Below are 14,079 nucleotides of genomic sequence, written 5' to 3'. Positions count from 1 at the left end.
GCCGATGTTCAACGTCAGGTAAGAAGGCTGCAGTCGCGTATGGTGAAGGCGGTACAGGCTGGCCGCCATAACAGGGTGAAAGCCCTGCAATGGCTGCTGACCCACTCGTTCAGCGGCCGTGCACTAGCCGTGAAGCGGGTGACTGAAAACAAAGGCAGGAACACCCCCGGTGTGGACAAGGTAACGTGGAAAACACCGGCGGCAAAGGCCAACGCGATTGCGTCGTTGAAGAGGCGGGGCTACTCGCCCCTTCCGCTTCGGAGAGTGTTGATTCCGAAGAAAAACGGCAAGACGAGGCCGCTCGGCATACCCGTGATGCGCTGCAGGGCCATGCAAGCGTTGCATCTGCTTGCTCTGGAGCCGGTTGCGGAAACCACTGCCGACCCGAACTCTTACGGGTTCAGGCCGGAACGCTCAACTGCTGACGCGGGAGGACAATGCTTCATCTCCCTGGCGAAAAAGGCGAGTGCGGAATGGGTGCTGGAGGCCGACATCCAAGGCTGTTTCGACAAAATTTCCCACGACTGGATGATCGCCAATATCCCTACGGACAAGGTGATCCTAAAGAAGTGGCTCAAAGCGGGCTACGTGTATCAAAACGAACTCTTCCCCACTGACGCCGGCACCCCGCAAGGGGGAATCATCTCGCCGGTGGCAGCCAACATGACGCTTGATGGCCTCGAAGCGATGCTCGCGGAGAGATTCCCGCGAGCCCGGCAGAGAGGACTGAAAGTGAACATGGTGCGTTACGCGGACGATTTCATTATCACCGGCCATTCGAAAGAGTGGCTGGAACATGAAGTCAGGCCGGCAGTAACTGAATTTCTGGCGGAACGCGGGCTGCTCTTGTCGCCAGAAAAGACCAGGATAACGCACATCAAGGACGGGTTTGATTTCCTCGGATGGCACATTCGTAAGTACAACGGCAAGCTCTTGATGAAACCGTCGAAAGCGAACGTCAAGGCGCACCTTGACAAAATCCGTGAAATCATCAAGGCCAACAAGACGGCTAAACAGGCGAGCCTGATAAGGCTGCTCAATCCTGTCTTACGAGGATGGGCGAACTATCACAGCCATGCAGTCGCCAAGAAAACCTTCGATCGAGTTGATCACGAGGTCTGGTCAATGCTATGGCGATGGGCGGCAAGAAGGCACCCTAACAAAGGCGCCCGATGGATAAAAATGAAATACTTTAAAACCAAAGGTCTCCGGAACTGGGTATTTGCCGCCACAGAAAAACAAGAGGATGGCACGACAAGAGAGGTCACCTTGCTGAAGGTTGCGGACACGCCAATCAAACGGCATGTCAAGATCAAGGCGGGCGCCAATCCGCACGATCCGCAATGGGCGCCGTATTTCGAGTCTCGATGGGGCCAGAAGATGCTGAACTCGGCGCGAGGGCGCGGTAAGCTGTACCGTGCCTGGCTAAGGCAAGATGGCATGTGTTCCAACTGTCGGCAGCCCATCACAATGAAAACCCGCTGGGTTGTTACGCATATTGTGAAGCCAACTGACGGCGGGACAGACGCAGCAAGCAACCTTCAAGTGCACCACCCCAATTGCCGTAGAACTCCGCAACACGCCTGAAAAGAAGTTGTACCGCCGGGTGTCGACAGATGCCTTTGTAGAGGCTTGAGCCGTATGCTCCTAAAGGCGCACGTACGGTTCTTAGGGGGCCGTACCACAGTAATGCGGTACGGCTACCCGACCAGGATCACCGCCACATCAAATCGCGGGTGAACGTGATGCTCGGGTTCAAGGGGTTCCGCAGCGCCGCCGTTACCCTCTCCGGCATCGAACTGATGCATCGCATTCGCAAAGGCCAGTTCGATCTCACCAGCACGCACCTCAAAGATGCCACTTCGCCCTTGATCTGGATGGCGGTTCTTCCAGTTAGTTTAGGCATCCGAAACATTGGCGAATTCTCGCCCACCTACCGAGTTTGCACCACAACCGACTTCTTCATCTCACGCTTCACTTCGGGCAAATATCAACTTCGATTTTACTCCTGCCCCCTTAGCGCGACAAAACCGAGGATTTTCGCTGTGCCAGCGTCGTTTTGGTAAAAACTGAATTGACCTAAACAGCAAAGATGGTCATCGCAAAGATGGTCATAGGATCCGCGCCTTAAACAGCCGAATCCTTCTCAGCCAGAAGTTTGAAGGGATTGGCATTAGCGAACCTGATCACGTGCCATGGGTTGCGCAAAAAATTTCACGTCGAACAGCGCTGGTAGAAAGGCAATTGAAGCGCTATCGTCTCGCCGCTGTCATGCACTGTAAGTAAGGTTTTGGAAGGTGGTCAAGCTTACTAACGGAGTAGAAATGAAAAAGCAGCGAGCGTCCGAACGACGCTATGTTTCAAAATTCCCAGCCGTTCTCGCGGCATGCGCTGGCGTCGCCGCGCTTGCGTTCGCGGCATCTCCCGGCACCGCCGCGGCGAAAGATCAAGACAACGAATCTTCCACGCAAACGCCAATCAAACATGTGATTGTCATCGTCGGTGAAAACCGCACGTTCGATCACGTGTTCGGCACGTACAAGCCGAACAATGGCCAGTCGGTGCAAAACCTGCTTTCGCAGGGTATCGTCAATGCGGATGGCTCGCCGGGCCCGAACTTCGCGAAGGCGCGCCAGTACCAGGCCACCGTGACGGGAATGACACAGTTCGCGTTGGCGCCATCGATCAAGAGCCCTTACAGCACGCTGCCTTCGCCGAACACCGGTGGCACGGCCACTGCGGCGAGTGACACGACCGGTGCTCCGTACGCGACGTACAACGCGGCCGCACAGGCCGAAGGCGGAGCACTCGAAGCGTCCGACATCGGCCAGCTGCTGACAGGCGCGTCCGGCTTGCCGACAGGCGCAAAGGATGCGCGAGTCGCCAACTACAACGCACTGCAAAGTGGCCCTTACCCACTGCAATCGCCGCAGCAGTCATCGCTGTATGACGCGTACATGGGCGGTCCGGTGCATCGCTTCTACCAGAATTGGCAGCAGTCCGACTGCGACGTGTCCCACGCCACCCGCGAAAATCCGAGCGGCTGCCTGATGGATCTGTTCGCGTGGGTCGAGACCACCATAGGTGCGGGCAGCAACGGCAGCGCGCAACCCACGCCGTTCAGCGACCAGACCACGAAGGAAGGTTCAAACGCGCTGGGCTTCTACAACGCGAGCAAGGGCGACATGCCGTATTTCACCCAGCTCGCACGCACCTACACGATCAGCGACAACTATCATCAGCCGGTGATGGGTGGTACGGGCGCGAATAGCATCATGGTCGGCGCCGCCGATGCCTACTACTACACCGACGGCAGCGGCAATGCGACGGTCCCGCCGTCAAATCAGATCGAAAATCCGAACCCGCTGACGGGTACGAACAACTGGTACACGCAGGACGGCTATTCGGGCGGTAGCTATAGCGACTGTTCGGACACGAGCCAGGCGGGTGTCGGGCCGATCAGCAAGTATCTGGCGGCGCTCTCGTACCATCCGAAGATGAACTGCGCGCCGCAACATTACTACCTTCTGAACAACTACAACCCGGGCTACAACGGCGACGGTACGGTGCTCGACAGGACGAAGTCGCCGTTCACGATCCCGCCGTCACCGGTACGCACGATCGGCGACACGTTGCTCGAACGTCACATTCCGTGGAAATACTACGGAGAAGGCTGGAACACGTTCGTCAGCAACCCGGCGACGAGCGTCTACTGCAACATCTGCAACCCGTTCCTGTACGAGACGTCGATCATGACGAACCAGCAGGTCCGCGATACGCACCTTGCCGACACAACCGACCTGTACGCGGACATCAGCGCGGGCAACCTGCCGGCGGTGTCGTTCGTCAAGCCGGGTGGCAAGCTCGACGGGCATGCGACATCGTCAAAGTTCGGCCTGTATGAGGCCTTCGTGCATAAGATCGTCGATGCCGTGCAGAGCAATCCGAAGCTGTGGGCCAGTACAGCGATCCTTATTACCGTGGACGAAGGCGGCGGCTACTACGATTCGGGCTATATCCAACCCGTAGACTTCTTCGGCGATGGCCCACGCATTCCGATGATCGCGGTGTCGCCGTATTCGCAGGGCGGGCACGTCGCTCACGGCTATGCCGACCACGCATCGCTGGCCAAATTCATCGAACGCAACTGGGGGCTGCCGCCGATCACTGACCGCAGCCGCGACAACCTGCCGAACCCGGTCCAGCGGAACAGCAACCCGTACGTGCCTGTCAATGCGCCGGCGCTTGGCGATCTGTTCGACATGTTTAATTTCGATTCGGGTCATGGTCACGGCGGCAATAACCAGCAAATCGGCAACACGAATTCTGACGAGCCGAGCGGCGCCAAAGGGGCGATGCCGTTCTGATCGGCTTTGAGCTGCGCGTGGCGGGCTAGGTCACTCATCGCCTCGCGTGGCAATTCGTTGATTTGAGGAGCCCGTTCCAGTGGACATACTGCGAACGGGCTTTTTGCATGACGCCAAGAACAGTGTGGCAATCGCGCGACTGGGTGGCATTCACGAGCGTAGCGATCGCCGAGAAAATCCGTTACCCCCCGCGGGCATGAAACGATAGTAAGTCGTCATTCCTGGAAGACCAGCATGAACAAATCCATTTTTCAGCTCGCCCCATGCGCCGGCCCCGCGTACCTGGCTTTGGCCGATGCCGTCGAACTGGCCATCCTGGCGGGATCCGTTCAAGCCGGGGACAGACTTCCTCCACAGCGGATGCTGGCTGATTTCCTGGGGCTACATGTAAATACAGTCAACAGGGCTTTCCGCGAAACGAGGAAGCGGGGGCTCACCAGCGGCAACAGGCGCCATGGAACTTTGGTACTTGCCTCATCGCTATAAACGCCTTTATCACGTTGAATAGTTTAAGCCGCAAAAGCCATGGGGTTCTGTCGCGGCAAGGATGGCGAGGCAAAGAAAGGTCGATAAGATGTCGGCTGCTTATGCCTATCCCCGGCAAGTATCTGGCGGCGCTCTCGTACCATCCGAAGATGAACTGCGCGCCGCAACATTACTACCTTCTGAACAACTACAACCCGGGCTACAACGGCGACGGTACGGTGCTCGACAGGACGAAGTCGCCGTTCACGATCCCGCCGTCACCGGTACGCACGATCGGCGACACGTTGCTCGAACGTCACATTCCGTGGAAATACTACGGAGAAGGCTGGAACACGTTCGTCAGCAACCCGGCGACGAGCGTCTACTGCAACATCTGCAACCCGTTCCTGTACGAGACGTCGATCATGACGAACCAGCAGGTCCGCGATACGCACCTTGCCGACACAACCGACCTGTACGCGGACATCAGCGCGGGCAACCTGCCGGCGGTGTCGTTCGTCAAGCCGGGTGGCAAGCTCGACGGGCATGCGACATCGTCAAAGTTCGGCCTGTATGAGGCCTTCGTGCATAAGATCGTCGATGCCGTGCAGAGCAATCCGAAGCTGTGGGCCAGTACAGCGATCCTTATTACCGTGGACGAAGGCGGCGGCTACTACGATTCGGGCTATATCCAACCCGTAGACTTCTTCGGCGATGGCCCACGCATTCCGATGATCGCGGTGTCGCCGTATTCGCAGGGCGGGCACGTCGCTCACGGCTATGCCGACCACGCATCGCTGGCCAAATTCATCGAACGCAACTGGGGGCTGCCGCCGATCACTGACCGCAGCCGCGACAACCTGCCGAACCCGGTCCAGCGGAACAGCAACCCGTACGTGCCTGTCAATGCGCCGGCGCTTGGCGATCTGTTCGACATGTTTAATTTCGATTCGGGTCATGGTCACGGCGGCAATAACCAGCAAATCGGCAACACGAATTCTGACGAGCCGAGCGGCGCCAAAGGGGCGATGCCGTTCTGATCGGCTTTGAGCTGCGCGTGGCGGGCTAGGTCACTCATCGCCTCGCGTGGCAATTCGTTGATTTGAGGAGCCCGTTCCAGTGGACATACTGCGAACGGGCTTTTTGCATGACGCCAAGAACAGTGTGGCAATCGCGCGACTGGGTGGCATTCACGAGCGTAGCGATCGCCGAGAAAATCCGTTACCCCCCGCGGGCATGAAACGATAGTAAGTCGTCATTCCTGGAAGACCAGCATGAACAAATCCATTTTTCAGCTCGCCCCATGCGCCGGCCCCGCGTACCTGGCTTTGGCCGATGCCGTCGAACTGGCCATCCTGGCGGGATCCGTTCAAGCCGGGGACAGACTTCCTCCACAGCGGATGCTGGCTGATTTCCTGGGGCTACATGTAAATACAGTCAACAGGGCTTTCCGCGAAACGAGGAAGCGGGGGCTCACCAGCGGCAACAGGCGCCATGGAACTTTGGTACTTGCCTCATCGCTATAAACGCCTTTATCACGTTGAATAGTTTAAGCCGCAAAAGCCATGGGGTTCTGTCGCGGCAAGGATGGCGAGGCAAAGAAAGGTCGATAAGATGTCGGCTGCTTATGCCTATCCCCGAAGTGGAGGAGAGATAATATGGTTTTGTCGCGCTAAGGGGGCAGGAGTAAAATCGAAGTTGATACTTGCCCGAAGTAAAGCGTGAGATGAAGAAGTCGACTGCGAGACAAGCCCTGCCTGCCGGCGTAGCGAAGGTACTCAAGCGCCTGCACTATCCTCTGGACGTGATACTTCTGTGCGTGCGGTGGTATGTGGCCTACTCGCTGAGCTTGCGAAATCTCGAGGTAATGATGGCAGAACGGGGTTTCGAGGTCGACCATTCGAGCGTGCATCGCTGGGTGATCAAACTCGTACCGTTGTTCGAGAAGGCCTTTCGCAAGCACAAACGTCCGGTCGGCAAGAGCTGGAGGATGGATGAAACCTACGTCAAGGTGGGCGGCCAGTGGAAGTACTTGTATCGCGCGATGCGCCCGCAACAGGAAATACGGTCGATTTCCTGTTGCGGGCGCATCGCGACAAGGCGGCAGCACGCCGTTACTTCGAGAAAGCCATCGATCGGAACGGGACGCCCGAGACCGTGACCATGGATAAAAGCGGGGCGAATCTGGCCGCCCTCCGGACCATCAACGCCGAGCGGGAAACGCCCATCAAGGTCCGGCAGGTCAAGTATCTGAACAACATCGTAGAGCAGGATCATCGGGCGATCAAACGCCGAACCAGGCCCATGATGGGCTTCAAGGATTTCCGGTGTGCCCGCATCATCCTGTCAGGCATTGAGACGATGCATATGATCAGGAAAGGCCAGATGAAGGACAGCGGCGTGACCCGAACCGCTGCCGATCAGTTCTATTCGTTGGTGGCATAAGGACTCCTTGTCATCGCGGGAATTTTCTTGCCTTGCCGCCATTATCGCGACACAACCGTTTTTTGCGATGTCAATCCCAACTGGCGTAGGCTTCATCTCGGACCCTCTTGTTTGCCTGTGAAGATCTTCATGATCATCCAATCTGGCACGTGGCGTCCAATGGCCTCCAAGGGTCTGCTTCTACCTTGTTTCATCGTGCGTTCCAGCCCGCTGGCGGGAGGCGTTCATATCATTCACTTCGATGCCAGCCAGAAGGATCCGGGCACAGCGGAAAGTTTTGAACCCCAGCATGGGCCGCGTTCGTCGCTTGATCGCCCGATGGTCCTGTTCGACCAGATTATTGAGATATTTCGACTGGCGGATCTTGATGGGCTTTTCACGATCGGCATTGATCGCGTCGAGCGCGGTGAGATTGGCGCCGCTTTTGTCTATGGTCACCGTCTCGGGCGCCCCATTCTGGGCGATCGATTTCTCAAAGTAACGCCGGGCTGCAGTCTTGTCCCGATGGGCGCGTAGTAGAAAGTCGATGGTGTTGCCGTCCTTGTCGACGGCCCGGTAAAGATATCGCCATTCGCCCTTGACGCGTATGCACGTCTCGTCCATGCGCCAGCTCTTGCCAACCGGCCGCTTGCGGAGGCGAAACGCTTTCTCCAGCACGGGCAACAGCTTGACGGCCCAACGGTGCACAGTCGAATGATCGACCGAAACGCCGCGCTCAGCCATCATGTCTTCGAGGTTCCGCAGGCTCAGCGGATAGGCCACGTACCAGCGCACGCAGGTCAGGATCACGTCGAGCGGAAAATGAAGGCGTTTAAGCACTCTGGCCACTGCCGGGTTCAACGTCATCATCGAGCTTTCAGTTTCATGTCGTTCTGGACATCATAGCGGAACGCCTTACTGCAACAGAGCCGACCGGGGTCACCACAGTTGCGATGGAATCGACCGGCGTGTATTGGATCCCCGTCTTCGAGATCCTGCAAGCGCGTGGTTTCGAGGTGGTGCTGGTCAATGCCCGGGATGCGAAGAACGTGCCCGGCCGCAAGACCGATGTCAATGAATATGCGGCCAACGAGTACCGCAAGGTGCTTGCTGCGCGCGGCATCACCGTCTCAATGAGCCGCAAGGCGAGCTGTTGGGATAACGCACCAATGGAATCGGCTAACGGCACGGTAAAGGTCGAGTGCGTGTATCCAGAGCACTACGCCATGCCCGAACAGGCCCGGTTATCCATCACGGAGTACCTCACCTACTACAATACTGAACGCCTGCGTTCATCGTTGGATTACGTGAGCCCGAGTGAATTCGAGCGGCGCTGGCGCGCCGGGAATCAACGCAAGGAGGAACGCGCGTCATAATGAGTGTCGAGTTATCCACCGCCGGCCGCCGTCGTGGTCGTAACAGGCGACCCGCCGACCGGCCGTGGATAACTCTCAAAAGCCAGTTCATGGCGTCCACAAAACGGGTACCGCTCCAGTTGTGCCTGCAGCAACACAACCTTCGATGACGTCGCATCGTCGATTCATCCCGCTGACGCGGGACAAGGGCGCTGAACCGAAAAACTACCGGTCTCTCTCAAGCTTCCCTTTCGCGAACCTTTGACGCAGGCCAACGACCGCCGCACCGCGCGCACGTCAGCACCCTTTCAGGTTAGGGCAAATTCTGAACCCCTATGTCACCCATTACAGGCAACCGTTCGCTTTTTGCGCATTCTCAATCCCGCTTCCTCAGCAGTGTCCCTTGCGGTTCACCTGCCAGCGCGCCAATGAATCAGGCGTTGGCGAGGAATCGGGGTTTCCGCGTTCCCATCCCTACCGACCCGAGTACTCCGGGCCTATCCATTTAGCACCTGTCTATTCCCCGATGGCGCTTCGACGACGTGCACCCATAACAAAGGGATGCAGCCGGCCATTCACCATTTTGGTCAGAGCCTGTCAGCAGCTTTGGCTCTTTGAGGCTAACGGGGTTTGCAACTGTTCACTTATGTTGTGCATGCGGAATCTGCCTGGCCCCCACACCGCACGGCTGCTGGCAGTGTCGTCTCCTTTCCGGTCGCCCGGATGAGTCGCCCATGAGGAGGGTACGTTGCCCTCGAAGCTTCGAACCCGACCGTTACCGGTCGCGCACGTTCGGGTAGATCCTATGCACAGGAAGGGCGGCAACCAGACCAAGTCGGTAGAATCAGCGTGTCGTAGAGTTCCTCACAGGAGGGCGTCATGCGTACACAGGAAACGCAAGGCAACGTAAAGGACGTGGTGCTGGCCGTCTCGCTTGAACTGGCGGCCGCAAAGTGGAAAGTCGCGCTGCATGACGGGCATCGAGAGAGCCCGTCGATTCACACCGTGGCACAAACCGATCCGGCTACCCGCCTGCAGGCCGTGCTTGCGCTGATTGCCACCCAAAAACAGGCATGGGCACTGCCCGACAACGCGCGCGTCGTCGTGAGCTATGAAGCCGGCCAGGACGCATTCTGGATCTTCCGGGCTCTGCAGGCTCGCGGCATCGAATGTTACGTCGTCGATCCCGCGAGCATTCCAGTCCAACGTCAAAAACGGCGCGCAAAGACCGACCGGCTCGACGTGACGAAGCTGGTCATCAACCTGCGGGCCTGGCTGGGCGGCGAACGCGACCGCATGCATGCGGTGCACGTACCCTCTGCACAGGACGAAGCTTCGCGCCACCTGATGCGCGAGCGTGGGCAACTGCAGAAGGAAGTCCTGCAACACCGTGACCGCATGCGCAAGCTGCTGGCCACAGTCGGCTGCTGGGAGGACGTCAACAGCCGTAAATTCGCCACCCGCCTCGAGCGCCGTGAAGTGTGCTGTCACGATGGTGCCCCGCTGTCCGAAGAACTCCACGAACGCCTGCTGCGCGAGTGCGAGCGGCTGGCGCTGGTCGAGAAACAGGCGGCCGCCCTAGAAAAGGCCTACCACCTCCGCCTCCCCGAACGTGCACGCGAGCGGATTGATCACCTCACACACTTGCGCGGCATCGGACCGGTTAGCGGCTCGAGACTTGCGCTTGAGCTCTTCTGGAGGCACTTCGCCAACCGCCGCCAAGTGGGTGCGTGTACCGGCCTGGTCCCGCAGCCCTACGACAGCGGCGAAACCCAGATCGATCAGGGGATCAGCAAACAGGGCAACCGGCGCGTGCGTGCGTTACTGATTGAAACGGCATGGACGTGGATACGATACCAGCCCGGCAGCCGGCTCACCCGCTGGTTCAACGAGCGCACGAAGCCCACAGGACCCAACCGACGCGCCCGACGTATTGCGATCGTCGCGGTGGCACGCCGCCTGGTCATCGCGCTGTGGCGCTACCTCAAGGACGGTGTGATTCCCGAAGGTGCTGAACTCAAAATACGATAAGGATACCTATCGAACCAGGCTGCGCAGCAACGGATCGAACGAAACAGATACTTGCCAAGTCTGAACTGAATATGCCCGTGCAGTTGCCGGGTCGCTTGACAGCAACCGAACGTTGTAGATGGGGCATATTCCTGGGGGAACCCTCCAGCGTAACGCGCATGGGATGCGGCCGGCTGCCCGCCGGCGGATAGAAGGCGGTGAGACATCAATGTCTCACGTTGCGCAACACAATTCAGACACGTGCGAGATGGTTTTGTCCCCCCCAATGCTCCAGAAAATGTAATGATCTGATGGAAAGCCCGGAAGCCACAAAGCCCTTGACTATTTTCTCCTCATAGAAGGCAACTGCAGGTCGTACAGCAGGTCACGGCTTCACTCTCCGATGTTCAGGTGGTTGAATGTAACAAGGCAGAGAAGAGCTTTGCCATCCACTACGTTGCCGATTTTCGTCCGGCGGACGGCGACACGCGTCGCACTTGAAACACCCTCTTAGACGGAATATCTGTCCAGGACATCGAGACCGCGCGCAGCGTCATGATGAGGCTGTGAAAAAATCTGGAGGACAGGACCGAAGCCGGAAACCTGGAGTGATTGCCTAGGCTCATTATTGAGATCGTCAAAGGCTCCCGGGACCCCACCTGGAGTTACCGGCGGCTTGCGTCTATCCTTCTCTCACCCCTTTGGCTGCCAGCGGCGCCAATGAGGTGTTCCGCGCTCGTCGTTAGTGGTTACCGCTCAGTAAGGGCGAACCCCAAAAGGAGAAAACTATGTCACGATCCATCTCGCGGCGCGCTTTCATGGCGTTCGGTGGCTTGGCCCTAGCGGGCACGCTGACCTTGGCGCAAGCGGCACCGGTCTCATTTGAGGTGCCGTTGACGGGTGCCCAACAGGTCCCGCCGGTGCAGACTCCAGGCAGCGGCAGCGCCGATCTCACGTACGACCCCAGCACGCACGTCGTAACCTGGAACATCCGCTTCAGCGGATTGTCGAGTCAGGCCACGATGGCGCACTTCCACGGCCCCGCCCCGGCCGGCAAAAATGCCGGCGTGAAGGTCTGGCTCTCTCAGAAGGGCAGCATGGAGATGACGAGCCCGCTCAGCGGTCAGGCTACGCTATCCCCGGACGACGTCAAAATGTTCGAAGCCGGTGACATGTACATCAACGTTCACACCAAGAACAATCCGAACGGCGAGATCCGTGGCCAGGTAGTGCCACCGAAGAGCAACTGACGCATCCGCTGAAGCGGCGCCCTTAGGTCAGGTTCGCGGCAAGCTTAGAGAAAAGCCGCGAGCAGCATCACCACGGCAGCGCCGAGGCCGAGCGGCAGCAACGCCATCAGCGCTGACGTCTGCTGCGGCGAGTCGATGGATGAGGGCAACAGCTTGTAGCCGGTCAGCATCGGACGCAGCAGGTTGTGTCCCTTCGCTACTGCGTAGAGAGCGATCACGAGCACGTGCAGCGCTACCGCGGCGAGCAACACGTGCCAAACAAGCCCGTGCAGCGTCGAGATAGCATTGGCGAGCCACGCGGGCACCACGTCGCTCAACGGCCCTTCGTCGGCGATGTCGTTGTTGACGTAGAGCCCGCTCAGCGTCTCGACCAGTAACAACGCGAGGAGCAGCAGGACCATCCAGCCGCCGGCCGCATTGTGACCCACCTGCACATCCGGCTCGCGGCGAAACAGGTGACGCAGATGACGAAGTGCAGCCGCGGGCGATGCCACGAAACTGCGAAAGCGCGCGGTCTCGCTTCCAAAGAAGCCCCACAGCAGCCGGAAAATAACCAAGGCGAGCAGCGTCTCGCCGACCCGGACGTGCCAGTCGATCCAGTTCAGCTTCAAGGTGACATAGGCCACTGTGACCAGCACGACCACCAGCCAGTGAAACAGGCGCACCGGTGCGTCCCAGACCAGCACTGGGCGGCGGACAGGCTGTGCCTGCAGCGTGGCAATTTCGTCAGCATCCATGTGTCGTGCCTCCCTCCGCAAGCGGCTAGAAGAGATACCGGCCCGCGATGAACACCATGCCGGAGGATAGCACCGCTGTAACGAATTAACCCATCATGTCCCGTGCGCCAAGCCCTTCGATTGCGAGCGCCGGTAGAGCCCAAAATGGCGGGTTGAACCGGTGGATGCAACACGGCGCCTGGCGATCAGCGACCTGATACGTCGCTCGCGCAACGGGTCTCACACTCCTCATGCTGCCAGTCGAGCAATCGCCGCAAGCAGGTCGCATCCGCACCAAAACCCAGTCGTGTTGGCAAGTGGTTCCAGCGGATTGCAACGACTGCTCGGCAGGCCCGGACGTCGCGCCATCGATCAATGTCGAATTCGCGCGACTGCGGCCCGAAGCCGTCGTAGGCATCGATCCCGGGCCTGAGCATGTGCGCCACAACGATGCCCGACGACGCGTTTGCCTTTTCGGATTTCCGCAAATCGACAAGAGCCGCACGTAGCGGTCAGGCCTTCGCCTGCATTGCTTTCACAAGCGCGGCTGCGGAGGCACCTTCGAGCGACAACCCATAGCCAACTTCCTGCACGATGCGTTGCTTCAAGGGCCAAATAAAGTGTATGCGCGTGTTGCGGCGTGCCACCTCGGGCACTTTCAAATACTGCCTCGCCAATTCCTGTGCGCGGCCAAGCGCCTGGCCGTCTGGCACGACCTCTGCAACCACTCCCCACTCGCGTGCGACGGCCGCCGAAATCGGCTGCGCCTTGAGCAGGAAAGCTTCCGCCCGTCCCGCTCCCGCGCGATAGCTCCAGGTGGTAAAGATGCCGTCGCCGGGCACGACACCCGCAGCATAGTGGCCCATGTCGTGGAAGGTTGCGCCCTCCGCTGCCACAATGACGTTGGCCAGCAGAACATACTCCGAGTGGATATGGGCACGCCCCTCGATGGCGGCGATGACTGGCACGCGTATATTGGCGATGTTTTCCAGGACCTGAACGCCTTCGTCATGGATCTGGCTCCAAACGTCGGGATCGGAGACGTCCTTAAAAGACGCCCAGTCAACCCCGGTCATGAAGTCCCCGCCTGCACCCGTGAGGATAACGATCTTGTTCGCCCGATCCTGAGAAATCCGGTAGAACGCATCGACAACGTCCGTGTGGGCCTGCGCCGTGAAAGTGAGCGGGCCTTCATCGCTATGGAATTGCACGACCAGCACGCCGTCCTCATCCCGTGTCATCTTCAGGTTGCGGTAGGCAGAGAAATAGTTTTTCAGATTCGTTTGCATGATGTTCTCCTATGTCCGAACGGACTGAATGAGCCCTGCCAGTCTGCAGTGGCCGACTTCACTAGTCCATTGAACCAATGAAATTGCACCGATCTAAAGGTGCATGGGCAAAATGAATCTGAGTGAAGCCGAGCGCGAAGAACTGCTGTCGATGCAGCGCAGCCGAACGATGGCCGTTGGCCAGGTAAGGCGAGCGCGGTTGA

The 14,079-nt window shown here is 58.8% G+C and carries 12 protein-coding genes and 3 pseudogenes; 11 read left to right on the top strand and 4 right to left on the bottom strand.

Going from position 1 to position 14,079, the window contains the following annotated elements:
* The 7 genes and pseudogenes from ltrA to FVF58_RS49785 form a co-directional block, all read left to right on the top strand.
* Positions 1-1,587: group II intron reverse transcriptase/maturase (ltrA, locus tag FVF58_RS49815; protein WP_188131222.1), on the top strand; the 1,587-nt coding region annotated here is incomplete at its 5' end.
* A 113-nt stretch (positions 1,588-1,700) separates the two neighbouring features.
* Positions 1,701-1,829 (top strand): annotated as a pseudogene (locus tag FVF58_RS54010) (DDE-type integrase/transposase/recombinase); the annotation flags it as partial.
* Positions 1,830-2,324: 495 nt separating this feature from the next.
* Positions 2,325-4,367 (top strand): alkaline phosphatase family protein, encoded by a 2,043-nt coding sequence (locus tag FVF58_RS49805; protein ID WP_149676809.1) that lies wholly within the window; start codon positions 2,325-2,327, stop codon positions 4,365-4,367.
* Between the two features lie 234 nt (positions 4,368-4,601).
* Positions 4,602-4,853, top strand: a complete 252-nt coding sequence (locus FVF58_RS49800; RefSeq protein ID WP_149676808.1) for a GntR family transcriptional regulator — start codon at positions 4,602-4,604, stop codon at positions 4,851-4,853.
* A gap of 101 nt (positions 4,854-4,954) precedes the next feature.
* Positions 4,955-5,872, top strand: a complete 918-nt coding sequence (locus FVF58_RS49795) for an alkaline phosphatase family protein (protein WP_342802457.1) — start codon at positions 4,955-4,957, stop codon at positions 5,870-5,872.
* 234 nt (positions 5,873-6,106) lie between these two features.
* Positions 6,107-6,358, top strand: coding sequence for a GntR family transcriptional regulator (locus FVF58_RS49790; RefSeq protein WP_149676808.1), 252 nt, complete (start codon positions 6,107-6,109; stop codon positions 6,356-6,358).
* 200 nt (positions 6,359-6,558) lie between these two features.
* A protein-coding gene (locus FVF58_RS49785) for an IS6 family transposase (RefSeq protein ID WP_149676807.1) occupies positions 6,559-7,277 on the top strand; the annotation gives its coding sequence in 2 pieces (ribosomal slippage) (positions 6,559-6,879 and positions 6,882-7,277; 717 coding nt in all).
* Between the two features lie 180 nt (positions 7,278-7,457).
* Here the strand turns inward: FVF58_RS49785 and FVF58_RS49780 are convergent.
* The gene (locus FVF58_RS49780; protein ID WP_149676806.1) at positions 7,458-8,126 is read right to left on the bottom strand and encodes an IS6 family transposase; all 669 of its coding nucleotides are present in this window, start codon (positions 8,124-8,126) and stop codon (positions 7,458-7,460) included.
* Between the two features lie 68 nt (positions 8,127-8,194).
* On the opposite strand from FVF58_RS49780, the pseudogene FVF58_RS52410 reads away from it, so the two are divergent.
* From FVF58_RS52410 to FVF58_RS49765, 4 genes and pseudogenes are all read left to right on the top strand, one after another.
* Positions 8,195-8,335, top strand: a pseudogene (locus tag FVF58_RS52410) (IS110 family transposase); the annotation flags it as partial.
* 24 nt (positions 8,336-8,359) lie between these two features.
* Positions 8,360-8,632: an integrase core domain-containing protein gene (locus tag FVF58_RS54005; RefSeq protein ID WP_281291366.1), complete on the top strand. Its 273-nt coding sequence runs from the start codon at positions 8,360-8,362 to the stop codon at positions 8,630-8,632.
* An 858-nt stretch (positions 8,633-9,490) separates the two neighbouring features.
* Positions 9,491-10,642, top strand: coding sequence for an IS110 family RNA-guided transposase (locus FVF58_RS49770; protein ID WP_149676804.1), 1,152 nt, complete (start codon positions 9,491-9,493; stop codon positions 10,640-10,642).
* Between the two features lie 767 nt (positions 10,643-11,409).
* On the top strand, positions 11,410-11,871 hold the full coding sequence (locus tag FVF58_RS49765) for a CHRD domain-containing protein (RefSeq protein WP_149676803.1): 462 nt from the start codon (positions 11,410-11,412) through the stop codon (positions 11,869-11,871).
* 44 nt (positions 11,872-11,915) lie between these two features.
* Here FVF58_RS49765 and FVF58_RS49760 read toward each other — a convergent pair whose 3' ends face one another.
* From FVF58_RS49760 to FVF58_RS49745, 3 genes and pseudogenes are all read right to left on the bottom strand, one after another.
* Entirely contained in the window at positions 11,916-12,608 is a 693-nt protein-coding gene (locus FVF58_RS49760) for a cytochrome b/b6 domain-containing protein (RefSeq protein ID WP_149676802.1), read from the bottom strand.
* A gap of 85 nt (positions 12,609-12,693) precedes the next feature.
* Positions 12,694-12,756, bottom strand: a pseudogene (locus FVF58_RS49755) (TIGR00366 family protein); the annotation flags it as partial.
* Positions 12,757-13,099: 343 nt separating this feature from the next.
* Complete coding sequence (locus FVF58_RS49745) at positions 13,100-13,876, bottom strand: enoyl-CoA hydratase/isomerase family protein (RefSeq protein ID WP_149676801.1); 777 nt, start codon at positions 13,874-13,876, stop codon at positions 13,100-13,102.
* Between the last annotated feature and the right edge of the window lie 203 nt (positions 13,877-14,079).

The sequence above is a fragment of the Paraburkholderia panacisoli genome, from assembly GCF_008369935.1.
GTDB lineage: Bacteria > Pseudomonadota > Gammaproteobacteria > Burkholderiales > Burkholderiaceae > Paraburkholderia > Paraburkholderia panacisoli.
The sequence above is the reverse complement of the archived record's forward strand: the minus strand, read 5'-3'. Positions and strand labels throughout refer to the sequence as shown.

Bases quoted from the DNA above. Each gene is read 5' to 3' on its own strand.
- FVF58_RS49805 (WP_149676809.1), top strand. From the start codon at position 2,325: ATGAAAAAGCAGCGAGCGTCCGAACGACGCTATGTTTCAAAATTCCCA.
- FVF58_RS49765 (WP_149676803.1), top strand. From the start codon at position 11,410: ATGTCACGATCCATCTCGCGGCGCGCTTTCATGGCGTTCGGTGGCTTG.
- FVF58_RS49795 (WP_342802457.1), top strand. From the start codon at position 4,955: ATGCCTATCCCCGGCAAGTATCTGGCGGCGCTCTCGTACCATCCGAAG.
- FVF58_RS49790 (WP_149676808.1), top strand. From the start codon at position 6,107: ATGAACAAATCCATTTTTCAGCTCGCCCCATGCGCCGGCCCCGCGTAC.
- FVF58_RS49760 (WP_149676802.1), bottom strand. From the start codon at position 12,608: ATGGATGCTGACGAAATTGCCACGCTGCAGGCACAGCCTGTCCGCCGC.
- FVF58_RS49780 (WP_149676806.1), bottom strand. From the start codon at position 8,126: ATGATGACGTTGAACCCGGCAGTGGCCAGAGTGCTTAAACGCCTTCAT.
- FVF58_RS49770 (WP_149676804.1), top strand. From the start codon at position 9,491: ATGCGTACACAGGAAACGCAAGGCAACGTAAAGGACGTGGTGCTGGCC.
- FVF58_RS49800 (WP_149676808.1), top strand. From the start codon at position 4,602: ATGAACAAATCCATTTTTCAGCTCGCCCCATGCGCCGGCCCCGCGTAC.
- FVF58_RS49745 (WP_149676801.1), bottom strand. From the start codon at position 13,876: ATGCAAACGAATCTGAAAAACTATTTCTCTGCCTACCGCAACCTGAAG.